This window comes from Roseivirga sp. E12, from assembly GCF_017592825.1.
In the GTDB taxonomy this organism is placed as follows: domain Bacteria; phylum Bacteroidota; class Bacteroidia; order Cytophagales; family Cyclobacteriaceae; genus Roseivirga.
The window spans coordinates 580,060-604,040 of the sequence record NZ_JAGFMD010000001.1 but is presented as its reverse complement, the minus strand read 5'-3'; the positions used below and the strand labels follow the sequence as shown (position 1 = coordinate 604,040).

Genomic DNA, 23,981 nt, shown 5'->3' with positions numbered 1-23,981 from the left:
AAATCAATATTGGATTATATTTGAGCATGAATTCCCCAATTATTGCCCCATCTATACTTGCTGCTGATTTCGCTAATCTTCAACGTGACGTTGAAATGCTAAATGAAAGTCAGGCAGACTGGATTCATATAGATATTATGGACGGAGTTTTTGTGCCTAATATATCTTTTGGATTACCCGTATGTGATGCGATCAATGAACATGCAAAGAAGCCTTTGGATGTTCATCTAATGATTGAGAAGCCAGAAAAGTACCTGAAGGCTTTTAGAGACGCTGGTGCGGCCAATATCTCAGTGCATTATGAAGCTTGCGACCATTTACACAGAACGTTGCAAGAGATCAGGTCGATGGACTGTAGGGCAGGGGTTGCCATTAACCCTCATACGAATGTTCAGTTGTTAGAAGATACCATTTGTGATATCGATCTGGTCTGTATCATGTCTGTAAACCCTGGCTTTGGCGGGCAAAAGTTCATCGAAAACACTTACAAGAAAGTAAGGCAACTGAAGGAGATCATTGCTGAGAACAATGCACATACTCAAATAGAGATTGATGGTGGTGTTAACATCCATAATGCCCCAAAACTATTGGAGGCAGGTGCTGATATTCTTGTGGCAGGTAGCTTTGTCTTTAAGTCTGTAGACCCGATAGACACAATTCAAGAGTTAAAATCTATTTGATCTATACCTACTCCTTCTTGTCATCTCGGCAATAGAAGAGAACTAAGCATAAACAAAATCGGCATATACGCTGTCCTTTTCATCCTGAGTACATACTTGTGCTCAAGCCTTTTTATCCCGAATTTACTGAGAGGTCTCTATCGATACACATGTTCTTGTATGAATGGTCAAGATTCCTCGTGCCTCGGAATGACGTTCTAAATGGCTTTTCGTATATCCCTATCGTTTAGTCATCCTGACGATAGGAAGGATCTTAGCCGTCCCAAAAATGACTACATCTAGTTTTAGAAGTTCTTCGCTTCACCTTTCTGTCGATAGACAGACTCAGAGTGAAAAGAGGAGTACATACTTGTGCTCAAGCCTTCTTATCCCGAGTTTACCGAGGGACCTTTGGCGCTATGACGCACTTGTGTTAATAGTAAAGATTCCTCGTGCTTCGGAATGACGTCCTAAAATGATTTTTCGTATATCTCAATCGCTTAGTCATCCCGACATAGGAGGGATCTTAGCCATATAGAAAGTCCTGTTCAGTGTTAATGGTAAAGATTCTTCGTTACACCTGTCTGCCGCCAGGCAGGCTCAGAATGACGATCTAAAATGACTTGCCCCTTAACTGTATCTTCTAGTCATCCCGACATAAGAGGGGTCTTAACCACAATTTATGTTTTTGTGTTAATAGTAAAGATTCCTCGTGCTTCGGAATGACGTCCTAAAATGATTTTTCGTATATCTCAATCGCTTAGTCATCCCGACAAAGGAGGGATCTTATCCATATAGAAAGTTCTCTTCAGTGTTAATAGTAAAGATTCCTCGTGCTTCGGAATGAAGTTCTAAATGGCTTTTCGTATATCTCTATCGTTTAGTCATCCTGACGATAGGAAGGATCTAAGCATTCAATAATTCAGACAGTGCGGCTACTGTTTTCTTACTGTTACCAATAAAAATTTGACCATCAACAAGGAAAACTGGTCGTTTTAGAAATGTGTATTCCTCCAGTATATAGTCTCTAATTTCCTTCTCGGACAGGTCTCTTTCATTCAATCCAAGTGCTCTGTACTTTCTAGCCACTTTGCTAAACAAGCTTTCATAGTTTCCAGCAAGTCCGTGCATTTCGGATAGCTGATCATCGCTTATAGATTCTGTTTTAATGTCCTGTTTAATGAAGCCCTCTAGGTTGAGGCTGTTCATAATTCGCTTGCAAGTATCGCAGGTTGAGAGGTAGTAAACTTTACGCATGAATGAAGAATATTCGTCAAATTTTAATAATGTGTCCAAAAATATGAGCTTTATGTCAGAAATGGGGCGTTTTCATTTGTATGTTTTAGACAAATCCCTTTTTTTGTATCGCTGTTAAAAGCAACCAAACTACTAACTATATAAGAAGAGAGTTTAACTAGCTCTCTTATAAACTAAAAATTTAATTGAGATGATGAGATTAACGAAGGCCGTATTGGCAACACTGATGTTTGTGTTTGTGGGGGTAAATGCTGCAAGTGCACAAGACTTTACTGATGAGGATGTAAAGGATTATGCAGTAATACTAATGGCACAAAAATCGATTACTGATAAAATCAGCCCTTATGTAAATAGCTTGATTGAAAAGCAAGAGGGGATTGATGGTAATCGTTACGTGGAGTTGGACAAAGCAGCAAAAGGCAAGGCAGCGAACCTTCCTGCAGATGCAACTGACTTTGAAAAGCAATTCTACACTACTGTTCAAGGACAAGTAGACAAGAGAAAGAAAGCTGCTGGTACAGTGGTTAACAACCTTGCTAGATATAGCTTGGGTGTGAAAAAGTACAATGCAATTAAAAAAGCTTATAAAAGCGATAGCTCGATAAAAGCAAAAGTTGACGGGCTTATGGCCGGAATGTCAGCAGAATAGAACCTTAATCAACCTTAATATACTAATACGAAAGAGGCTGCTTTTAGCAGTCTTTTTTTTATGCCTTCCATAATAATTGGTTTAGTTTGCCTTTATAAAGAAAACATCTGCGCCTGTTGAAAAATAAGTCCTTTCTACTTCTGATCTTCCTCACCTTTACGTTGAGCCATCAAGCAGAAGCCCAACTGTTTAAAAGAAAGAAGAAAAAGACCAATGTTTCAGGCTTTGTTATTGAAGAAGCTCCTGACCTCGAGAAGCAGGAAAAACAACTTCAAAGACGACTTGTCAACCCTATCAGAAAAACGATCAACCGCTTTAATTTCAGTATCGAAAAGGGAGTCGGTTATTTCTCTTATCGCAACCCACTCACTGATGTTTCGGTCATTAGAGACCCTAGAGGTGATTTGCTATACATTGTTCCCCTGGACGAAGAACAGGGGCTTACAACGCCAATAAATGCCTTTGACAACTGGTTTACAGACCTTACACCAATAGGAATAGAAAGAATTGATGACGATAGTCATATCGTCAGGACTGATACATCGAGTTTCACTTATAATAACAATGGTCGAATCAATCCATTGACATTTCGTTTTTCATTGAGCCTGAAGAAGCTTGATAAAGGGCATTATGAACGTACTAAGGAGAAGATCTACCTCGATGACGATATGATCCGCATAGGAGGAGGGATTGGCTTTGGTTCTCTTAAATTTAGGAACCCTGCATCTACTCAAGATGTAAGCGACTTGCTTCGAGGGTATACACTGCCAGAGACTAAACTGTCTACCACCAAGCTGTTCGGCTCGTTGAGTTACAACCTTTATACACTGGGAGATTATTCTATTCATGCAGATGTACTCGGAGGGGTTTGGAAAGTAAAGGCTAAGCAAGTCAATAAGGAGGTTGTCAATTACGACCCCTTCTTTAATATAGGCGTGATGTTTCAGATGAAATTCTCTAAATATTTCAAAGGATATATCCGGCCATCATTTGAAATGAGGAGCTACACCGTCTCCAATGATTTGGTCAATATTCAACACAAATTTTCGGTCTTCAGCATTGACCTTGGTTTACTCTTTAAATACCCTATCTATCCGCGCAATAAATACAAGGCTGATCAAGTGCAAATGGAGCATATTTTCAACAACAAGATTTACCGCGGAAGACCCTTTTATCGCAAGCAAAACCCACGTTTTGGCCAAAATAGAATTAGACGAAAGCCAAACGGCTAAGCTTTCTCAGAGCCCAGAAAAAATAAGTCTTGAAATGATAATTAAAGGCGTCATTTCCGGCTCGTAAAACAGAATAATTTGGTATCTTGCTGCCTTATTAAAACCATACTTTTTGAAGTAGTTTATGGCAGAAGGAGATAAGGAAACAATCATCCCGATTAACATAGAAGATGAGATGCGAGGAGCATACATCGACTATTCAATGTCGGTGATCATTTCAAGAGCACTACCAGACGTTAGAGATGGCCTAAAGCCCGTGCACAGACGGGTATTATATGGCATGCTAGACCTCGGTGTTAACTGGAATAAGTCTTATAAAAAATCAGCAAGAATTGTAGGAGAAGTACTCGGTAAGTATCACCCACACGGTGACTCATCCGTGTACGACACCATGGTGCGTATGGCGCAGGAATGGTCCTTGAGATATCCTCTCGTGGACGGCCAGGGTAACTTTGGTTCTGTAGATGGTGACTCACCAGCTGCAATGCGTTATACAGAGGCGCGTCTACGTAGAATTGCAGAAGAATTACTTACGGATATCAACAAAGACACAGTTGACTTCCAATTCAACTTTGATGATTCCCTAAAAGAGCCTACCGTATTACCCGGCAAGTTGCCAAACTTGCTTTTAAATGGTAGTTCGGGTATTGCAGTTGGTATGGCCACGAACATGGCGCCACACAACCTTACTGAGGTTGTAAACGGTATTGTGGCTTATATCGACAATAATGAGATTGAAGTAGCTGAATTGATGCAGCACGTTACTGCACCGGATTTCCCTACTGGTGGAACCATCTACGGTTATACAGGCGTAAAAGCAGCGCTAGAGACGGGTAGAGGTAGAGTAGTACTCCGTGCAAAAGCGGATATAGAGACTACCAAGACTGGCCGTGAGCAAATCATTGTGACCGAAATACCTTATCAGGTAAATAAGGCCAGTATGATTGAAAAGACTGCTGGTTTAGTCAATGAAAAGAGAATTGAAGGTATTTCTGACATAAGAGATGAGTCAGATAGAACCGGAATGCGTATTGTCTATGAGCTCAAGAAAGACGCGATTGGCAATGTTGTATTGAATAATTTATTCAAGTATACGCAGCTGCAATCTTCTTTTAGTGTTAATAATGTAGCACTTGTAAAGGGAAGGCCTTATACACTGAACCTCAAGGATTTAATTAAGCACTTTGTTGAGCACAGACATGAGGTTGTTGTCAGGCGTACGGAGTACGAATTAAAAGAAGCTGAGAAGCGAGCTCATATTCTAGAAGGATACCTGATCGCCCTGGATAACCTGGATGCTGTTATTGATTTGATCAGAAGCTCAAGAGACCCTGAGATTGCGAAAGCAGGACTGATTGAGAAATTCAAGCTAAGCGAGATTCAGGCAAAAGCCATTTTGGAAATGCGTCTCCAGAGACTAACAGGTCTTGAAAGAGAGAAAATCCAAAAGGAATACGATGAGATCATGGAGTTGATCACCCGTTTGAAAGAAATTCTTGAGAAAGAAGAACTGAGAATGGAGATCATCAAAAACGAATTGATCGAAATCCAAGATCGTTATGGTGATGAGCGTAGAACGGATATTATCCATTCTGCCGAAGACTTCACCACTGAGGACATGATTCCTAATGAAGAGATGCTAATCACCATTTCTCATCAAGGATACGTCAAAAGAACATTACTCTCTGAGTACAGAACACAAGGTAGAGGTGGAGTAGGTTCAAAAGGAGCCGGCTCTAAGGATGATGACTTCACAGAGCACTTATTTGTGGGTATGACCCATAACTACCTATTGATCTTCACCGAATTTGGTAAGGTATACTGGAAGAAAGTGTGGGAACTGCCTGAAGGTGGAAAGACTTCCAAAGGACGTCCAGTTCAAAACTTGATTAACATTGAGCCAGGAGATAAAATCAGGGCGGTAATCAACGTAGCAGACCTTAAGGACGAAGATTACATCAATAACAACTATGTAGTGATGTGTACTGAAAGAGGTACTATCAAGAAGACTACATTAGAAGCATATTCTCGTCCTAGAACGAACGGAATCAATGCTATTACCATCAACGAAGGCGATCGTTTACTAGAAATTAAGCTTACAAATGGAGATAATCACATCATCATTGGTAAGCGATCTGGTAAGGTTGTACACTTCCACGAGACTCAGACGAGGGCCATGGGCCGAACGGCTGCAGGAGTGAGAGGAGTGACCCTTGAAGGCGAAGACGATCGGGTTGTTGGCATGGTATGTGTAGCTAGGGAAGATGCTAACCTGTTGGTCGTATCAGAAAAAGGATACGGCAAACGCTCTCCAATAGATGATTACCGAATTACCAAAAGAGGCGGTAAGGGTGTTAAAACCATTAACATTACCGAGAAAACTGGTAACTTAGTTGCAATTAAAGAGGTAATCGATACCGATGACTTAATGATTATTAACAAATCTGGAATCACAATCCGTATTTCGGTGGATGGTTTAAGAGTCATGGGACGAGCTACGCAGGGCGTTCGCGTCATTCGATTAAACGATGGAGATGCAATTTCTTCTGTCGAGAAAATTGAACAGATAGAGGGCGAGGAAGAAGAGGTTGTGACCTCTGAAAATGAGAATACTACAACTGAAGACTCTGCTGAGCCTTCGGATGAGAATAATAAAGAGGAATAATTAAGACTTAACTAGAATTACAATACTCATGAAAAAGTTATTTTTCACAGCGGCACTTTCACTTTTAGTGATGGGCGTATTTGCCCAGAAAAAAGTTATGAAAAGTGCAGAAAAGGCCTTTAAGAAAGGCTCTTACGAAGAAGCAGAGACGCTGGCTAAACAAGCTTCAGAAAATGCCGAAACAAGTGGCAACTCAAGTGTTTATTCATTACTTGGTAAAATTAGCCTTCAAAGATTTATTGATGGTGGTCTTGAAGACCTGGACCAAGCGCGTGAAAGTTTGAATAGGTTTAACAAAGCACTCGAAATTGCTGAGCCAAAGGCAAAAGAAGATATTTTGGAGCCTGCGCTTACTAACCCACTAGATGAGACTCAAGCGGTTGGTGGTCAACAAATAGGGTTACTAGAGTATTGGTTGGTGAGTGTAGCTAACAAAGCCTTAGGAGAGGAAGATTATGCTAAAGCATATCCATACCTGGATTTGGCTTACCAGATTACACCAAGTGTAGATCGTGCTTTCTTTACTGGTTATTCAGCTGATAATGTGGATAACGTAGAAAAGGCTGCAGAGTATTTCAAAATAGTAATCGCAGCAGAAGAAGCATATTCAAACAAGTCGTATGCTTATCAGAAGCTAATCCAGAATAGCATTGACGGTGAAAAGTATGACGATGCCCTTGAAGTAATCAGAAGTGCTCAAGACTCTTTTCCTGATGAAAAGCTTTACGGCAACTGGGAAGTAGAAGTACTGATCAAAGCTGAGAAGATGGGCGAGGCCATCACTAACCTTAAGAAGATTGTAGCCGATGGTGGAGCTGATAAAGTAACGTACTACACATTAGGTTTCCTTCAGTGGAACAACGAAGAGTTAGCTGATGCTGAAGTAAGTGCAATGAAAGCGCTAGAGTTAGATCCAGAATACCTAGATGCATTCTACGTAGGTGGTTCAGTAATTTTTAACCAAGGTGTAGAAATCATGAAAGAGGCGAGTATGAGCGTTGATGATGATGCCACATACGATGCGAAAAAGAAGGAAGCTCATGATAAGTTCAATAAAGCACTACCAATGTTCGAGAAGTTATTAGCGGCAGATCCGAATGACGTATATGCACTAAGACCTTTGAGTACTATCTATGACCAGCTAGGCATGGATGAAAAAAGAGATGCAACGTTAGACAAACTAGAGAAGCTGGAAGAAGGCGGTAACTAGTCAAAAGTATTAAGGGAGGAGAGATCTTCCCTTTCTTTATGATTACTCTATTTTACATAATATAAATTATGTAACTAATATAGTGAATTCCGCGCAATACGAAGCTTGCGGAGTATTTTACATAAAACCGTTATCTACACTTCAGTGAGATAACTGTTGGTTTTATGTCAAGCGGAATGAACGGTCTCCATTACTACATTCTAATTTCCGAAGCATCTAACTCATAATCAGTTCTAGCATCTTTAGTGCTATAACCACAGATTATATGTTAATGGAATTCAAGCTTACACACAGGTCATGTTATATAATGATGTTATGTCTGCGCTCGTGCCTGACTTGCCGACAAACAGCTCAAGCAGATTTCTCAGCACCCCTTAGCAACTCATATCTTCTCCAAATTCCTAGTCTCTATTTTCTTGTGTACGTCCTGTAGTACTGATTAAATCCGTACAGACGATTGTCAGGCGTTAGCATCGAAGCTTCGGGGTGCCTGTCACAACCTGTCTGCCGACAGGCAGGCACATGTGAGCCTGCGCTTTATTAGGCTGTGTGCTGAGCTGAGGCTCATTTCCAGGACGTCATTGTGAGCGTAGCGTGGCAATCTCCATATAGCTTTGTGGATCTGTCTTAATGATGCTCGCCCTGCAGGCCGGCCTTTCACTAAATTCATTCACTGGATGAAATCTTAACGTTCAATCCCACTCAAGCCACACGCTGCTGCTGAAGCTTTAGCGTAAGCGTCTAGGCTTCCCGATGAATCGGGACAAAGAGTTCAAGAAGACAAATCGACCTTAGGAGATTCGTGAGAGGTTGTGCGGCATGCCTTGTGGGTATGAACAATAATCGGCCAGCGCATCCCGAAGCCTCGGGACGGGCGCATCCCCGCGATTCCTTCATCCTACCCGCCTTACTAAACAGAACTTCTGTTTAACATAATATCAGGATGCCTGTGATTTAATATCACTGTACTCTGTCCAATCTATAAGTTCGATATTACCATCAGCTAAGACAATGAAACCTGGCGCACCTGCAAGCATTGGCGGGTTTTCAGGATCTTTGAATTCAAAGGTATAATCAAAATAATATCCCTTTTTGAGTTTTAATGATCCTTTTACGACCCAAGTTACACCCTCGATATCGGTATTTTTAGCATTCATTTCATCGACATGTTTCTGGGCAAATTCTTTAGCTTCTAATTCTTGCATACTATACTTCTTCCATGCTCTACTGATTTGTTTAGCCTTATTTTCTCATTTCCTTTTTTGACATGTCAGAATCGTAATGTTTTCCATCCTTATGAAAGCCCCAAACATTTGAAAGTTCTCTAATCTCTGAGATCGTTTCATCACCCAAATTGACTTGCTGCTTAGTTTTTCTACGGAATTTGCGGTTTGCATCTCTCTTGTCTTGTTTTTCAGAGATGGCAGTTGTAATACCCGTGATTGGAGTTTTCTTACTTGAGCGACTCATTTTATAATTTCTTTACTCGGCTCTCAATTGCTCCATTAAGCGACCCTCTGTAGTAATCAATCTCATAGCTATTAGCAATACACTCAAATGTTGTATCATGGAATACCATTATAAAATGTCTTTTATCCCTTAAAAAAGCTGTTTTACTATGGTGTGGATGAACTGAGTTCATCTCTTCATGTTTTGCGATCCAGGAGGAGTTATGCACTTCATGAACAGCATATGGACCAACTCCCCCACTGTATAATGGATGTCCCTCAATCGCTTCGTCATTTGGTGACCCGAAGTAATGAGCATAGCAGTGTTTGAACTCTACAATTCCTATTGGCTGGTCTTCTGAAGACATTGTCTGAATTCTTACAGAAGAACCATCCCACCCCTCGGGTGTATTTTGGAGATAATATATGACATACAATCCATTCTCTGATGCTAGTACCGTTGGCAACGGTGCACCAATATCTGATTGAGGAAAATTCTTCAACTCTTCTACCCTATCATTTCCTTTTAGTTCATACATATCATATTCAATTAATGCCAATCATGCCCGCAGAACCTACACTGCTTTGCTTGAGGTGTGCGAGCCAATTTCCTACATTTAGGGCAATTATTGATAAAAACTTTATCCCTCTCCTCTCTCAGAACTCTGTTCGATACTTGTTTCTTAAACTTGTCATACCCACCCTCTAACAGCTGCAAAGCTTCACTGTCTTTAGTCCCCCATTTTCGAAGCATCATTTCACCAAACTGCTCACTGGAATTTTCAGCTTTCAGAGTTGTAATGTGATGCTTATAAGCAGCATGCTCTTTGAGCGACAAAAGATGGTTATAATGAACGATGATATATTGATCTAGATCAGTCTCGGGAATATTATTCTTTAGTTCTCCTTCCATTGCTCGTTCTTTCCATTGATAACAATTCTTCCAACCATCTCTGGCATATTCCTTATCTCAGTCCAATATTCCTCTTGAACATCTTTATCTAAGTAAATGGGAGTTCTCTCGCCATACAGCCTATCGCTTCCATCTTTATGATACCCAGATATCCAATACTCTTCATTCGATTCTAAATCGAAGTAGTTGGATTTAGACCCCATTCCTCGGAGTGTCTGGAAAGTCTGACCCTTATAATGTATGGACTTACCTGTCTTTGAGAAATTAACCCGTCCAATCCTTGCTTCACCAGTTAGCCCCAGGCCTTTATACTCAATATACATTATGCGCGTCTTCATAGCTTTAGCTTTTGGGGCTCTTGTAAATTAGTAAATACCACTCATTGACAACGAAAATCTTCATTTTCCCTTACTCCCCCTTTATCAATGGCTGGTTCTGGGCTGTTAAGCACTATCGCTATTCACTGGGCGTAAATTATTCCCGCTATAAGGGCACCTATGATTTCAGTATCTATTTCTTTAAATATGAATTTGGCATTTCAAAGCTCCCTTATGTATAGGAGCTTTTTCTTGATTAAAATTAACTTTAACTAAATTCCATCTTACGGTTATCGATTTCTTGAAGTATTTCGCTAACAGTTTCTGCAAGTTCATTTCCCATTTTTAAGTATTCATTCGGTAAATCATCTTTCATCAGGGTCATTAAGGCATAGTATATGGGTTTCATCAAGTCCTTCAACTGATATTCTTCGTTATCAAGCAATTTCAAGACTGGGTAATGGAGTTCAAGTGAAATGAAATCAATAATCAAATCAGTGATATCTTCGATTTCATCCTCTAAATAATCTTTACTACTAACTAGATTCTCTAAATCTTTTAAAGCAGCTTCAAAATCATCATTCCACAAATTAATTCTAGAAGAGAATTCATAAATGAACATTTCATTAGGAAGTTCTTTTTTTCCCGTACTTATCAATTGAAGGGCAACATTCTTTTTGTCTTGTCTTTCTTCAACGAAGTAAAACATCGCTAGACAAGGACCTGCATAACTATCCCCTATTTCGATGGCTTTTTCGTAAAGTTTTTCTGCTTGTTTTTTCTTTGACTTTAACTTGGCGTATAGATGGGCCAGAGGGTGATAAGCTCTAGTATCATTAACTTCAATCGCCTTTTCATAAAAGTGTCTGGCTTTAGGTGGTTTCCTCAAGTGGTTTTTGTAAATTTTTCCGAGCTCGTAATAAGCATCATTGACACCTGACTCTAAGGCTGTCTCAAAGTATGATATGGCCTTCTCATAATCATTTTTTGAATAGGCAAATAGTACACCTAAATTAAAATATGGTTCACTTCCAGATTCAATTGATTTTAAATAATGGTCTTCGGCCTTATCTGGAAGATCAACTTGGTAGTGGTAAAAAGCACCAAGACAAAAGTTGGAATTGAGACGCCCATTATCAATCGAAAGTTTAAAAGATTCTTCTGCTTCTTTTAAATGTTTTTGCCCAACCTGGATATGGGCTAATTCATGGTAATACTCCCCCTTTTTTGAAGGAGCTAACTTTAAAAAATCATTTAAGCAGCTTTCTGCTTTTTTATAATCTTTATAATACCTGTGCAAGAGGTTTGCCTTTCTTATGTATGGTTCTTCAATAGAGGCGTCCAATTCGATGGCTTTTTGATAGTAATTAAATGCCACTTCCTTCGTCTCTGGATCATGATATATTCCACCTAAGAGAAGAAAATCAAATGCTGTAGCATTTTGTGCACTATCAATCGTCTGAATTATTTTTTCAACCGTATTGTAATCTTCGATTTCTAGATAAAAACTAACAAATGACTTATAATTTTCTCCATTAATCTCTACGTTTTTCAGCTTTTTTAAAGCCTGTGATTTTTCTCCAGACTTCAAAAGATTGATTGCCTCTTTTAATTTTTCAGCAGACAAATTGTATCGAGTTTTATCAAATTCTGTTGGGTACTGTAGCGAAATTGTCTCAATTAGTCTTTCCTTAACCTCAGAATTAACCTTACATGCCAAATAAGCCTCACCTATTAACAACGCTGAGTTTTTGTCATATCTAGTATCGGCTGAATTTAAGTCGTTGATGTGATCTCGTACCCGAGTTTCTAGTTCATCTTGATCACACCAAGATTCTAGAAACCTAACTAACCAAATGACTCTTTTTTGGTCATACTTCCTTCCGTACCTCATCAAGTACCATATGTTAAAAAACCTTTCTTTAAGCTGGTAAAGATGGTTTTTAGACCCCGTGCTTTTCTTTTGCACCACCTGATTTTTCTCCAATTGCCTGAGTTGTGATGATATTGTTTTACTCGGTAGTCTGGTTTTTTTCGTTAGCTCTTTGACAGCTATGCCGTCCCAATTCTTAGCCACGGCATCAACTATTTTTTGTTGTTGGGTAGGTAGGTCGTCCATTCGATGTTTGTAAAGAGGAGTAACAGAATCTAATACCATTTGCAGGTCTCTCAATGAGCTGCCATCCGTATTTTCCATGAAAACCTTGAACAAAAGAACCATTGTCCTAATAACTCCTCCAGTTAATCTTCGAAGAATTTCGATTCTTTCAGGTTTTTCCTCAATAATCTTTTCAATTAGCTTTTTTTCTCCATGAGATTCTCCCAATTTGATTAGTAGTCTTTTGGTCTCACTTTCATTTAAGCCTTTTAATTCTAAAATCTTAAAAAACTCAAAAAATGGTTCGGAATAGTTAAAAATACTCTCGAGAGTTACAGGAGTTCCAGCAATTAGTCGAATGTGCTTTTCAGTCATGAGGATTTCCCTCAATCGGCTCATCTCATGTTCATTAAACTTATTTAGTAAATCGCCAAAGTTGTCAATGAAAAGAACAATGCTTTGTTTCTTGTTGTCAAGACTTTTTGCTAATAGGTTATACATTCTCGGCTCTACCTCCGATTTATCTTCACCATGTCTTATCGAATAAACCTCTTTAGCCAGACTTTTGAAATCGAAATAGTCGTCCAAGATTTCTGATAGGCACTCCCACAGATCACTTAACTCACTGATAGAGTATTGCTCTTCACCTAAATTAATAGGGAGAAGCCGTATAGATAATTCAGGACTGTCTTCAATTTCATATTTTAGACGATATAACAGAGTCGTTTTACCAGCTCCTCTTTGGCCAACTAAAAGATAATGTTGTTCCGGGTGAAGGTTCTCTGATGAGCGAATATCTTTAATAATACGATTGAAGATATTTACTCTAACCACAAATTCGTCTACCAGAGTTTGTTTATCTTTTTCTGCAGGGTTGTATAAAGTAACTTGATTTCTAAACATATTTTTTCCACCACATTTTTAATATCGGAGAATTAAAACTGTAATCATTAGTATCACTTTGAAATAGATATCCATCGTAAATCAGATTATGGATTATCCTTCTACTTTCGTCTTCAACTTCATGTTTTGATGCAAGGTTGAAAACTTGCGATCTGATTATGCTGTCATTTTTTGATGCTAAATGCAGGATTTCTATCGCATAATTGTACTGATTGCCTTTGTATAGTTTCTTAAGTCGGCTTAGATAATGTTCGAAATAGTTATTATTTCTAAAATCTACTATTTCTAAGAAAGCCTTATCTATTATTTCTCTTGTGACCACATTAATATTTTGTTCATCACTGATGTCAAAAAGTTCTTTGACTAGTAATTGAATATGAAACGGTATAAGCCATACTACTTTCTGAAGTATGTAGTCCAACTCATCATCTCCAATAACTAGAGAGTCGGTTTCAATAAGTTTGTTGATTAACTCCTTGGCTTCTTTATCTATGAGAGGTGAAACTGTAATTGAATCAATGTCATTTACAAGTTCTGAAGCGCTTATGTTTTCAACCGTGGTATTTAAGGAAATTGAACCAGTATATACAAACTGAACTTTGGTTAGGAGAACTGGATCCTGTCGAAGTTCTCTTTTTGATTTCAATAAATTAAGTGCTTTCTCATTGCTTTCGTCTTCAATTAAATTGTTGATTGCATATGGAAATTCATCTATTAAAAGAACAAGTCTTTTATCTCCAAAATTCAGGCCTTTTAATAATAATTTCAATTCATTGTAGAAGTCTAGATCTACTCCTGAGTTAAGTTCTATTGATCCGTCTATAAGGCTGATGGCCTTTATTCTCTTCAAAAACGTATTTCCGCCATCTTTTATCTGTTTAAACATTTTGCCCGTTTTGGTGAGGGCTTCACTCTTGATGACGCTTTCATAGAGCTTTTTATAGAAATTGTTCTCAGAGGTTGTTGCCTCTACATCTACATAAACGAAAAAATGATCACTAGTCTGTTTAGTGTCTAATAGGTGCATTAGAATGGATGTCTTCCCCACTCTTCTAGGGGCAGCTAACTGCAGATGATTATCCGCGCCCAAGCTTCTTAATATTTTTTTGACTACCCTTTCTCTGGGGTAGAAGTCCGTGCCTCTAGCTGGGTGACCAATTACATTCTTCATTTAACAAAAATATTATAGCGAAAGTTAATGACAATAAATTATTTGTCAAAGTGTTTGACTATAAAAATTTTGTTATATATTTGTAAGCATAAAAAAGGCCAGAAGAGTCTCCTGGCCTGAATCGTACTGCAAGCAGCACTTAGTATTGAGAATCCTAAAGTACTTATTGCAGTTTACAATTCAAAGTTGAGGCCATAGGGGTGTCTTCACTCTAATATTCTGAAGACATTAAATTTTGAAAATTATGGCCATAGGCAGAACTGCAAGGACCGGTGAAAACTGTCCTGAAAGTGGTGTTTGGAAGGTTGTGGGTACTCCCACAACTACTGCTCCAATAGCAAGAGGAAATAGAATGCCTCCTTATGCTAACAGAGCGGTAACATGGAAGTTGATTCAACTTGCTTAAACACCTATGGAGATTGAGGGGAAGGGAGTTTCTCCTCAATCTCTTTTACTAATCACCCTCCCCCATATACCACACACATGTGCCAGCAAAGCATGTCACATAACCTGCCCGTCCGATCAGGCGGGGTGTGCCATCCAGCCCTACAAACTGGCTACTTTCTAAATTGATCTGCTAGATCAATTCTTAACGCTCGTCCCTCCTCCTGTTTGGCTAATTGGCCGGACGCTGCTTAGATTCCATGCCGTGAAGAAGATTGCCTTTGGCCACAACCAGCGAAACTTTAATATTTTTTTATACTGATACCTGATAAAGCAAGGCGGTAATAAAGAAGCTAAAAAGTGTCCACCCTATCAGCCCTTGGACTATACAGAGCCACTTTAACCTAAGACTCGCACCTTTGCTGGCTCTCAAGGTTATTTGTGCCATAACACTCATCATTAAAGCAGTTGAAAATCGAGCTATTATTGTCTTAAGTCTAGTGCTTTGAGAGTCGTTATTGAAGATTGAATAAACAACTGTAAAGAAGAGAATCGTTAAAAAACTCATCCAAACCACCTTGCCTGCACTTGTACCATAATTACTTACCAGGCCACTAAGCCTATTCACTTGATAATCTAAAAAGTCGGTAATTGAAAATTGCTCATTGAGTAATTGTCGGTCTTTTATCGAATACAATTTTTTAAGTTTTAGAAAAACTTCTTGTTTGGATTCTTTGTCACCACCCCGTTCGTAGTTGTCCAAGAGAAACTTGTAACTACTTATAAGAAAACTGAAAGCTTGATCATCTTTGACTTCGTCAAGATCACCAGTAATAAGCAGTTTGTCTTTGGCAATTTTCCAAGGACGAAGCATATCAATTACTCCTAAACCCGCTTCGAACTGACGATATGGAAGAATCAATCCATTCTTTTCAAATTCTACCTTGCTGAGGTCAACTGGTTTTAGAAACCTGTTTTGCGGCCATACCACTTTTTTAACTGCAGAAGCTCCAAATGAAGCTTCGTTTTCAAAAATACAGTTCTCGATAAACAAGTTGTCATTGAAAAACCTAAGGGCTGTAATGGTTGTTCCATTGCCTTTACTCTTCCTAAAAACAGTATTGCGGATGGTCACATCATTCAAGGGGGCATCTGGGCCGCCAAAAGACCCTGACAATTCATACTCAAAGCTTGATCTATATCGGGTATTAATTTCCAGGTCACTATCTGAGATATAGAATTTAATGATGTTTCTCAAACTATATTCTGCGACATGATATGCCTTAATAGAAAAGAATCTGACGTATGTCTGGCCATTCAAGTTAAAAGAAAATGACCCTAGGTCGAGATTGGTCAGCTGTACTACTTCCATGCTAGAAGGGCTTCTAGTTTTATTGACCGAAAGGTCATTTGAATTCCGAATTTCCAGAGATTTTAAAGCCAATCCATTGAGATGTATAGGGCCTCTACTGTTCTTAATGATAAGCGACTTACTACGAAAATCAATGTGTCCTTCCGGAGTCTTATTGACACGCTCATCGTTCACCTGCAGGATCAGATCTTCTATAGCACTCCTATCGTCATACCAAGGCTGAATATCACTGACAAATCTTTTATTATCGAAAATGACAACATTTCGATCAATCAGGGCACGAACCATGTCCACCATCGAAATGATTGAATCAGCCTGAAATGCACGCTCTTGTGCGATTAACTTTCTATACCCATCAGATCGTCTGACTGTCCTGAGGTCATTACTTTTCTCTGCTGCATCCAAATCGATGAATCCGTAATTAAAAGCCAATCTCAGGTAATCAAATGCTTTGTTGGAATCATTGGCCTTTGCCCACATGCGAGCAGCATTGAAAAAATCTAGCCCTTGTACCTGTTCTTCTCTGACCACTTGGTCAAAAATATTTGCTGCTTTATTGTACTCTTCATCAGCATATAGCGCCAACCCAACATTGACCAGAGAATCCTTTTTGTTCTGAGCTATGCTAAGGGAAGAAACAGTGAAAAGAATGCTCAAAAGCCATATAGTCCTCCATTTATTCATCAATATCAATTTATTCACCTTTTAATCAATGTATGAATTTTTTCAATGAGGGCCTCAGGCTTATAGGGTTTGGGTATGTAATCATCCATTCCCGCTTTATAACACCTGTCAACTTGATCTTTTAGCAGACTGGCGGTCATGGCAACGATAGGAATCTTAGCCCACTCATGGCTTGCTGAGCGTATGGTTCTTGTCGCCTCATAACCGTTCATTTCAGGCATTTGAACATCCATTAAAACAATATCGAAAGGCTGGCTTTCTATCGCTTCAACAGCCTCCTTTCCTGTATTTACAACTGTGTATTGCACTTTTGGGATAAACCATTCCAAATCATCACAAACTACCATCACATTGAATTCAACATCTTCGGCTATCAACACTCGAAGACCTGTAAGCGCTGCTCCCCTTTGCATGGCTTCGTCATAGACTAAAGGCATTTCAGACGCATTGGCTTCTGATTCACATGACAGATACGGCAGCTCAACATAGAAACTACTCCCCTCACCTTCCTTACTTTCAAACCACAGTTTACCATGTTGTAACTCAATAATTTGTTTACAAATACTGAGCCCCAAACCTGTCCCGCCATGTTTTCCCTTTTCAATATTGCTGCCTTGTGTAAAGGCGCCAAGCACATTGTCCGACTCGGTTGGGGGAATCCCTATACCCGTGTCTTTAACCGAAATAAGAAGCTTGTCATCTGACAGTGCTGCTTTCAATAAAACATAGCCTTGATTGGTGAATTTCAGCGCATTGCTTACAAGGTTGATTAACACTTGACTGAGTCTGGATGCATCGCCAAGAGCGCATTCAGGGAAATCTTGGCTAAGCTCAGCTGTTAGGAGTAGGTTTTTTTCTTGAGCCTTAGATTGGAAAAGCTCCAATACTTGATTAATTATATCTCCTGGCCTGATGTTATCTTGATCAATTTCAAGCTGACCTGCTTCAACTTTTGACATGTCTAAGACATCATTCAAGAGTACCAATAAATTGTCCGCACTGATCTTCATGGCATTAAGAAAAACCTGCTGATCTTCTCTAGGTACCTTTCGCAAAAGTGCATTGAGCATACCTGAAATAGCGTGCATTGGGGTGCGTATTTCATGGCTCATATTGGCCAAAAACTGCTCCTTATATTGTTCTGAAATTTCTGCCCGCTGTTTCTCTAGCGCTATTTGATGGTTTTGCCTTCGGATTTGCTTCAATTGCTTTAAGATCCAAATCAATAATATTACCAAAACCACGACTGCACATGCTGTGATAAGAATTACACGATTTCTGCCTGACAGCTTTTCATTGGCAAGTTCTTTTTGAAGCATCGCCTCTTCCCTTTCCTTTTCGATATTAATCCTACCAATTCTCAAGGCATCAGAATAACGGTTCTGTGCTTCCTGCAAGGCGTAGAATCTCTTTAAATGAAAATTAGTGCTCGCAGCATTTCCCAATGCTTCATAATTCTTAAGAAGGACATTATTCGCATTGAGCTCTTGCCTAGGCGCCATCACTTCTAATGCATAATTCAGTGCCAGTTTCCCATGATAAAGGCTTGAATCATAGTTTTTGCTTACATAAAAATGACTTGTAGCCAAAAGCCAATGTCGGTCTGACATAAGCAATGGCTCGGCTTTGTAAGCAATACTTCGATGCGCGAAGTAAAGCGTGGAATCCAATTGGTTATTTCTTAAGTAATGTCTGGCTAGAAAAGCTTGGGACAGGGTGCTGTGCCCTAATGAATTGTTTGTAATCAGTTTTTTGAAAAGTACCATAGCCTCTTCTTCCCTACCCAAAATTGAGTAGGTCTGCGCCTCATAATTACTGGCAAGGATGAGTGTAGAAGTGTCTTGACTAGCAAGGGCTGAACCCTTAGCCTTAAGAAAGTAACTGAGTGACTGTGAATATTCTTCTTGATCGCCATTCAACTTACCTAGTAGCAGATATAGTCTTGCAGACACCTCTGGGATCGCTTTGGCATTGGGCTGCTCATTAATAAGATCTTCTAAGCGGAGAGACAGATCATAGGCCTTAGCTTGATTACCAATAAGTGAGTAGTACTGTTCCGATAGACTTAACAAGATCCTCATCTGTTCGGAAGTATTTGACTGGTCACTAGCCACTCCAAGCCAATATTCCCAACGTTCAATTTGCTTCAATTGAGCCTCTTTCAATTGCAATTGCTCAAAGGTATATGCAGCTTCTTGGCCATACATACTCCATGTAGATAGCATCATAAAAGCGAAGAGCAGAAATGCTTTCATTAGACTTCGTCCTTATTAAACCATGCAATAAAATCTGACTTTCTTCGCCTTGAGATCGCTATTTCCTCACCGGTGGATAGCACAATGAATTCATTCTTTACTTTTGATATGTGTAGGCGATTGATAACGGTCGACTTGTGTATTCTAAAGAAGTCCTTATCTTCTAACAATTCTTCAAAATAGCTAAGTGTTTTCGCCACAAGTTCAGCTGAACCACCTACTAATTTGATTCTTGAATAATTGCGATCCCCTTCAATACAGATAATGTCTTTCAAAGGTTTGCAAAACTCTCCTTCTTGCACCTTTAGTATCAATAGCTGATCTTCCGCCTTGCGCTTGAGGTTGTTCACTAAATGACGTGCCTTATTAGAGGGCTCTTTTTCACCTTGTTCTTTAAACCGCCTGATGGCATTTCTGAGTTCTTCTAGGTCAATAGGTTTTAAAAGGTAGTCTAGTGCATTAAAGCGAATGGCTTTAATTGCATAATGGCCATAAGAGGTAATAAAAATAGTTTTAAAGTGGATATCATGAATGCTCGATAGCAGCTCAAAGCCTGTCATGTCAGTCATCTCCACATCGAGAAAAACCAAATCTGGTCGTTTATCTTCAATCTGCTTCAGACCATCACGACCATTCAGTGCTTGACCTATTACTTCGATTTCGTTAAAGAAACTGAGTTTATCACTCAACAGGTCTTGGATAAAAGGATCATCATCAATTATTAAACAGCTAATCTTAAAACTCATATACTAAACATGTTTGGCAATGACTTTATCAATCTCGAGATAAGACTGGTCTATTTTATCCAAAAGTTGCTCCAGCATAGCCTCCATTTCTTCTTGAGGGAAGCTGTCATACTCTAGCTCCAATCTATGTTTAAGGACAACGGCATCATTAACACCAAAAAATTCAAGTTGAGGACTCATTTTATGCAAGCACTGTCTAATCCCTTTTCGATCCTTTTCCTTTATCATTTGTCTCAGCTGACTCACCCTTTCAGGGATTAGCTCTTTAAACTGCCTTAGGTACTTCAATAGGGATGATTGATTACCTCGAGTTATCCTTTCTAAGTTGGTTAGATCAAGATTGAGCATATTTCTGGACACATCTTAATGATTACTTGTCGAAATATAATTGAATTTGACCGATTGCCCTGAACAGTCTATCCAACGGTAATTTCCTGATTACCTACCGTTTGATCATCCATTTGATCATCAATACTTCATACGATAATCAAGCTTAGCCTCTCATTTTCAGATACCTGATAATTGTGAAGGTATTGAACCAAAACATGTAATAACCAAATCTCAATAAAGATGAAAAAGACCAACCTGTATTATTTATTAGTTTTTTGCTTTATAATTTTTTCATGCGGATCTGAAGATGAAGACCCAACTCCACAGCCACAAACAAAATGTAGTGTCGAAAGTATTGTTTTTCCTGCAGAAGGTGCCTTTGGCCTCAACATACTAGGTACTGAAGGCCAAAACATTACTATTGATGCCGGAACTTCATTAAGCCTTTCTGCAACTCTGGCAGAGAGTTGCCAAAGGTTAAAAGTGACCATTGAGACACAGGGTAGCAGCATTACAGGCCTAGATTGGGACTTTGATGTATCTAGTGTCTCTAATTGGTTTTGGGATTTGGATCAAACGACAGGTATTCAAGAATGGACAAGTAGAGGAAATAACCTTGATGCCCATTTTAAGGCTTTCTTACCCGGCACTTATGATATCAAGGTTTATATCAATGGAAGCAGCACTCCTTCTAGCGAATTTACAGTAACAACAGAATACGAGAACGTAGACTTTTTGAATACTTTTTCCAGTGCGACATCCATGTTTAGAGAGGGGAATGACCTCTATGTATCAACAGATGAAGAGGTTCTGAAATTAGACATAAATGACCCATCGGAGGCTACAACTATCGTTTCAGGATTAAGCAACATATGGAAAGTGGTAAAACATGGAGACTATATTTACATAACTGAGCGCACGCAAATACCAGGTATTGATACAAAACTTTCAAGAGTAAATGTTACCGATGCCTCACCTTCTGTAGAATTCATGCTGGATGGTCTTACCATAGGCGGAATGGCCGCCCGCAATAACGTTTTATATTTAACCGATTTACGTAAAACTGATGTAGTCAGTATTGATCTTACTGCAAACTCATTTTCTATAGTGGACCTAGGTGTCTCAGGACTTGAAAGCCCGATAAATATGACTTTAGGTGGAGATGTATTGTATATATCAGAAGAGAGTTCAACAGCGAAAATTACCCAAATTGATCTAAGTCAAGGAACACCTCAGGTAAGCACATTAAAATCTGATTTATTCTTCCCGGATGAAATGCATGTAGCTGGGACTACTCTATATTATAGTACTGCAGGATCAATCTATAAACTCGACATATCTCAAGCCAATCCTCCAGCTGAACTAGTAAGAAAGTTAAGTACTATGACTTTCACTCAGGGCATTGACATTTACAACAACGAGTTATACTTTTTAGAAAGTCCATTGAATAGACTGGCGAAATTTGATCTTGATTAAAAACGAACAAGTGATCTTAATCTAATAGCCCCTAACGGGGCTTTTTTTTGTGTCGTTAGATTATTCTTCTCTCACCTCATTGCCTACGAATACCACACACATTTGCCATTCCCACTAGCTCACGCACAAGCCAAAAATGTCACACATATACGCCAGTAAAGCCATGCCTACATTTGATTTCCAGCTACACAATGTTTCGCTGGATTCAATCGGCAGACAGGCGTGTCACATAACCTGCCCGTCCGATCAGGCGGTGTGCGCCCCTAGCCCTACAGGCTGGCTACTTAATTCGGATATTCATCTGGACAGACCATCAAACTGAGGATATTAGATAACGGATATAGCGAATTCAATCCTACCTTTTTCTTCTCATAATTAGTGTTGTCTTTTCATCACAAAACTACCACCGACTTCAGCCGTATCTTTAGACGTTCCAACGATGTTATGACTATTAAGAAGTTTGCCTTCCCATTTATCCAATTTATAATCATCTATTTCTCCTTGAAGCAACTCATAATCCGTGCCTTCCAGTGAGACATTTATACCTGCCACTTTTCCTGTAAACTCTTCCTTAACTACGAATTTATTGACTTCCCCACCTGGAATATCCATCCAATCACTGATTTCTATATTACCAGACAACTCGTCACCTCTTTGATTCATTGTCACTTGCCCAGTGGTTCTTCCTCCTTCATATTCCTCTATTATTTGCCATTGCCCGTTTAAATCGAATGACGTTGAGCTTTCCTCTTTAATAAGTGTTTCTTTAATATTCTTCCATTCTAGACTCATATGATTTTGTAGTCTGTTAACTGCAAGAAAGTAAAAGAAAAGCCTTTTCGTTTCTATTAGCCAAAAGGTAAAGAGTAAGAAAATGCATTTGAAAAGTAGTGCTGCATAAATAATTATCAGCATCAAGTAGCCACTACTATCAGTATGAAAGTCTCTAATAAACATTTGCAAACCGGCATACCCATAAAGACAAATCAGCATCCACTGAGGTGCACTAATTAACTTGCTGTCGAAGCGTCCGATTAACTGAGCAATTGCCACAGCAGCTATCATCCCGCTTAAGATTGCAAAGGATAAATTTAGAATGGAGTGAGCTCCATTATTATTAAAATAATCTTGGACATATTGTTGATTTGTACTGACTGCAGGAGAATACATGAACCTGACAACAACTTCTATAACTGTTAGTATAATCAAACCATAGAGCCACCTATCTAAATTGTCATATTCCAGTTTCTTATCCCCTCCTATTCTAGCTTGTTTAGATAGCACAATAAAACAGTAGATTATCATCAAGGAGGCAGAGTTGTTGAATAAGTTTTCGAGTACGCCAAAGAAGTATTGTGTAAATTCAACTACTTTAGGGTTCGCTGATTTAAGCAGCAGGTGACTAATTAGAACGATAAAATATAGACCTAACCAAGACAACCAGATTTTGCGCCAATGTTTGAAATAGATAAATACATTGCTGTTCGCCCTAGAAAATTTTTCATCCAATTCTTTGCTGCTATCAGTTTTCAAAAACGATAGAGTCTTCGACTTATTAAATTGGTTAATCTCGATTACACTGTGAGTGATTCTTCTAGGTTTTCCCCAAAGTAGAACCACGCTAATAATTAAGAGATGGAGCACAAAATTCACAATGACGAATACATCATCATTCCAGGCTTTTGGTATATCCTCAGTTGCCTTAGAAATCTTCAGAATGGCTGTGATAAGTGTAGCAACTAAGGAAACAGCTCCTACCAAAAGAATAAGGAGTTTGTTGGTTCTACTGGTTTTTGTATTGAACCAATCCTTAAATGAATCCTTTTCCATGTTGATAAAATTGGGTGGTTATTGTTTTTAATTAAGTGTTTTAATAATAATTATCAGGCAAAAAGATTTGTATGGTTTTTATGATATATACTATATCTAATTGATGAATATAATATATATACTACTGATTATCAAGTGCTTGTGTTAGACATAACAATTTATCCAGTTGACGTTTGGAGCAACACCTTTCAAACCAACACCCTAAGCCTCCCAAGAATAACCTTAAACCTTAAACCTTGTGCTTTATTTCTTCAGGTCGATAGAAGCACAAACAAGACCACCGTACCTAAAATGACAGAAAACAAATGAATGCTATCAAGCATAGAAAATGGCTAAAATCAATTGCTTAAGCACCAAGGATAGAAAGAGGTATGGAAGAGAC

20 protein-coding genes are annotated in these 23,981 nt (G+C 38.9%); 7 read left to right on the top strand and 13 right to left on the bottom strand.

Annotated features, from left to right (window positions below; all coding sequences use genetic code 11):
• The first annotated feature begins 26 nt into the window (after positions 1-26).
• The gene (gene rpe, locus J4E76_RS02575; protein WP_208501035.1) at positions 27-680 is read left to right on the top strand and encodes a ribulose-phosphate 3-epimerase; all 654 of its coding nucleotides are present in this window, start codon (positions 27-29) and stop codon (positions 678-680) included.
• Positions 681-1,565: 885 nt separating this feature from the next.
• On the opposite strand, the gene J4E76_RS02570 is transcribed toward rpe, so the two are convergent.
• Positions 1,566-1,955, bottom strand: a complete 390-nt coding sequence (locus tag J4E76_RS02570) for an arsenate reductase family protein (protein WP_236017260.1) — start codon at positions 1,953-1,955, stop codon at positions 1,566-1,568.
• A gap of 154 nt (positions 1,956-2,109) precedes the next feature.
• On the opposite strand from J4E76_RS02570, the gene J4E76_RS02565 reads away from it, so the two are divergent.
• The 4 genes from J4E76_RS02565 to J4E76_RS02550 all read left to right on the top strand — a co-directional run bounded on the left by J4E76_RS02565 (position 2,110) and on the right by J4E76_RS02550 (position 7,672).
• Positions 2,110-2,565 (top strand): hypothetical protein, encoded by a 456-nt coding sequence (locus J4E76_RS02565; protein ID WP_208501034.1) that lies wholly within the window; start codon positions 2,110-2,112, stop codon positions 2,563-2,565.
• Between the two features lie 116 nt (positions 2,566-2,681).
• On the top strand, positions 2,682-3,797 hold the full coding sequence (locus J4E76_RS02560) for a hypothetical protein (RefSeq protein ID WP_208501033.1): 1,116 nt from the start codon (positions 2,682-2,684) through the stop codon (positions 3,795-3,797).
• Positions 3,798-3,921: 124 nt separating this feature from the next.
• Entirely contained in the window at positions 3,922-6,462 is a 2,541-nt protein-coding gene (gene gyrA / locus J4E76_RS02555; protein WP_208501032.1) for a DNA gyrase subunit A, read from the top strand.
• Positions 6,463-6,490: 28 nt separating this feature from the next.
• The gene (locus tag J4E76_RS02550; RefSeq protein WP_208501031.1) at positions 6,491-7,672 is read left to right on the top strand and encodes a lipopolysaccharide assembly protein LapB; all 1,182 of its coding nucleotides are present in this window, start codon (positions 6,491-6,493) and stop codon (positions 7,670-7,672) included.
• 938 nt (positions 7,673-8,610) lie between these two features.
• Here J4E76_RS02550 and J4E76_RS02545 read toward each other — a convergent pair.
• The 7 genes from J4E76_RS02545 to J4E76_RS02515 all read right to left on the bottom strand — a co-directional run bounded on the left by J4E76_RS02545 (position 8,611) and on the right by J4E76_RS02515 (position 14,522).
• Positions 8,611-8,877 carry a hypothetical protein gene (locus J4E76_RS02545; protein ID WP_208501030.1) on the bottom strand — a complete coding sequence of 89 codons (267 nt, stop codon included), beginning with the start codon at positions 8,875-8,877 and terminating at the stop codon, positions 8,611-8,613.
• Positions 8,878-8,914: 37 nt separating this feature from the next.
• The gene (locus tag J4E76_RS02540) at positions 8,915-9,142 is read right to left on the bottom strand and encodes a hypothetical protein (RefSeq protein ID WP_208501029.1); all 228 of its coding nucleotides are present in this window, start codon (positions 9,140-9,142) and stop codon (positions 8,915-8,917) included.
• A gap of 1 nt (position 9,143) precedes the next feature.
• Positions 9,144-9,659 carry a hypothetical protein gene (locus tag J4E76_RS02535; protein WP_208501028.1) on the bottom strand — a complete coding sequence of 172 codons (516 nt, stop codon included), beginning with the start codon at positions 9,657-9,659 and terminating at the stop codon, positions 9,144-9,146.
• An 11-nt stretch (positions 9,660-9,670) separates the two neighbouring features.
• Entirely contained in the window at positions 9,671-10,033 is a 363-nt protein-coding gene (locus J4E76_RS02530) for a hypothetical protein (RefSeq protein ID WP_208501027.1), read from the bottom strand.
• Positions 10,018-10,371 carry a hypothetical protein gene (locus tag J4E76_RS02525; protein WP_208501025.1) on the bottom strand — a complete coding sequence of 118 codons (354 nt, stop codon included), beginning with the start codon at positions 10,369-10,371 and terminating at the stop codon, positions 10,018-10,020. The genes J4E76_RS02530 and J4E76_RS02525 overlap by 16 nt, the downstream gene beginning before the upstream one ends.
• Before the next feature lie 247 nt (positions 10,372-10,618).
• A complete protein-coding gene (locus J4E76_RS02520; protein WP_208501024.1) occupies positions 10,619-13,351 on the bottom strand; it encodes a tetratricopeptide repeat protein in 2,733 nt (910 codons plus the stop codon).
• On the bottom strand, positions 13,344-14,522 hold the full coding sequence (locus J4E76_RS02515; RefSeq protein ID WP_208501022.1) for an ATP-binding protein: 1,179 nt from the start codon (positions 14,520-14,522) through the stop codon (positions 13,344-13,346). Before J4E76_RS02515 ends, J4E76_RS02520 begins: the two co-directional genes overlap by 8 nt.
• 244 nt (positions 14,523-14,766) lie before the next feature.
• On the opposite strand from J4E76_RS02515, the gene J4E76_RS02510 reads away from it, so the two are divergent.
• Positions 14,767-14,928, top strand: a complete 162-nt coding sequence (locus J4E76_RS02510) for a hypothetical protein (RefSeq protein ID WP_208501021.1) — start codon at positions 14,767-14,769, stop codon at positions 14,926-14,928.
• 291 nt (positions 14,929-15,219) lie between these two features.
• Here J4E76_RS02510 and J4E76_RS02505 read toward each other — a convergent pair whose 3' ends face one another.
• From J4E76_RS02505 to J4E76_RS20820, 4 genes are read right to left on the bottom strand one after another with little or no spacing between them, the layout of a single operon-like run.
• Complete coding sequence (locus J4E76_RS02505; RefSeq protein WP_208501020.1) at positions 15,220-16,962, bottom strand: hypothetical protein; 1,743 nt, start codon at positions 16,960-16,962, stop codon at positions 15,220-15,222.
• A 14-nt stretch (positions 16,963-16,976) separates the two neighbouring features.
• Positions 16,977-19,217: an ATP-binding protein gene (locus tag J4E76_RS02500; RefSeq protein ID WP_208501019.1), complete on the bottom strand. Its 2,241-nt coding sequence runs from the start codon at positions 19,215-19,217 to the stop codon at positions 16,977-16,979.
• Positions 19,217-19,963, bottom strand: a complete 747-nt coding sequence (locus tag J4E76_RS02495) for a LytTR family DNA-binding domain-containing protein (protein ID WP_208501018.1) — start codon at positions 19,961-19,963, stop codon at positions 19,217-19,219. Before J4E76_RS02495 ends, J4E76_RS02500 begins: the two co-directional genes overlap by 1 nt.
• A gap of 3 nt (positions 19,964-19,966) precedes the next feature.
• Entirely contained in the window at positions 19,967-20,323 is a 357-nt protein-coding gene (locus tag J4E76_RS20820) for an Hpt domain-containing protein (protein ID WP_208501017.1), read from the bottom strand.
• Between the two features lie 210 nt (positions 20,324-20,533).
• Between J4E76_RS20820 and J4E76_RS02485 the strand changes: the two genes are divergently transcribed.
• On the top strand, positions 20,534-21,769 hold the full coding sequence (locus tag J4E76_RS02485) for a hypothetical protein (RefSeq protein ID WP_208501015.1): 1,236 nt from the start codon (positions 20,534-20,536) through the stop codon (positions 21,767-21,769).
• A 375-nt stretch (positions 21,770-22,144) separates the two neighbouring features.
• On the opposite strand, the gene J4E76_RS02480 is transcribed toward J4E76_RS02485, so the two are convergent.
• Positions 22,145-23,599, bottom strand: coding sequence for a hypothetical protein (locus tag J4E76_RS02480; protein WP_208501014.1), 1,455 nt, complete (start codon positions 23,597-23,599; stop codon positions 22,145-22,147).
• Positions 23,600-23,981 lie beyond the last annotated feature (382 nt).

Bases quoted from the DNA above. Each gene is read 5' to 3' on its own strand.
- rpe (WP_208501035.1), top strand. From the start codon at position 27: ATGAATTCCCCAATTATTGCCCCATCTATACTTGCTGCTGATTTCGCT.
- J4E76_RS02565 (WP_208501034.1), top strand. From the start codon at position 2,110: ATGAGATTAACGAAGGCCGTATTGGCAACACTGATGTTTGTGTTTGTG.
- gyrA (WP_208501032.1), top strand. From the start codon at position 3,922: ATGGCAGAAGGAGATAAGGAAACAATCATCCCGATTAACATAGAAGAT.
- J4E76_RS02550 (WP_208501031.1), top strand. From the start codon at position 6,491: ATGAAAAAGTTATTTTTCACAGCGGCACTTTCACTTTTAGTGATGGGC.
- J4E76_RS02545 (WP_208501030.1), bottom strand. From the start codon at position 8,877: ATGCAAGAATTAGAAGCTAAAGAATTTGCCCAGAAACATGTCGATGAA.
- J4E76_RS02540 (WP_208501029.1), bottom strand. From the start codon at position 9,142: ATGAGTCGCTCAAGTAAGAAAACTCCAATCACGGGTATTACAACTGCC.
- J4E76_RS02535 (WP_208501028.1), bottom strand. From the start codon at position 9,659: ATGTATGAACTAAAAGGAAATGATAGGGTAGAAGAGTTGAAGAATTTT.
- J4E76_RS02530 (WP_208501027.1), bottom strand. From the start codon at position 10,033: ATGGAAGGAGAACTAAAGAATAATATTCCCGAGACTGATCTAGATCAA.
- J4E76_RS02525 (WP_208501025.1), bottom strand. From the start codon at position 10,371: ATGAAGACGCGCATAATGTATATTGAGTATAAAGGCCTGGGGCTAACT.
- J4E76_RS02520 (WP_208501024.1), bottom strand. From the start codon at position 13,351: ATGTTTAGAAATCAAGTTACTTTATACAACCCTGCAGAAAAAGATAAA.
- J4E76_RS02515 (WP_208501022.1), bottom strand. From the start codon at position 14,522: ATGAAGAATGTAATTGGTCACCCAGCTAGAGGCACGGACTTCTACCCC.
- J4E76_RS02510 (WP_208501021.1), top strand. From the start codon at position 14,767: ATGGCCATAGGCAGAACTGCAAGGACCGGTGAAAACTGTCCTGAAAGT.
- J4E76_RS02505 (WP_208501020.1), bottom strand. From the start codon at position 16,962: ATGAATAAATGGAGGACTATATGGCTTTTGAGCATTCTTTTCACTGTT.
- J4E76_RS02500 (WP_208501019.1), bottom strand. From the start codon at position 19,217: ATGAAAGCATTTCTGCTCTTCGCTTTTATGATGCTATCTACATGGAGT.
- J4E76_RS02495 (WP_208501018.1), bottom strand. From the start codon at position 19,963: ATGAGTTTTAAGATTAGCTGTTTAATAATTGATGATGATCCTTTTATC.
- J4E76_RS02485 (WP_208501015.1), top strand. From the start codon at position 20,534: ATGAAAAAGACCAACCTGTATTATTTATTAGTTTTTTGCTTTATAATT.
- J4E76_RS02480 (WP_208501014.1), bottom strand. From the start codon at position 23,599: ATGGAAAAGGATTCATTTAAGGATTGGTTCAATACAAAAACCAGTAGA.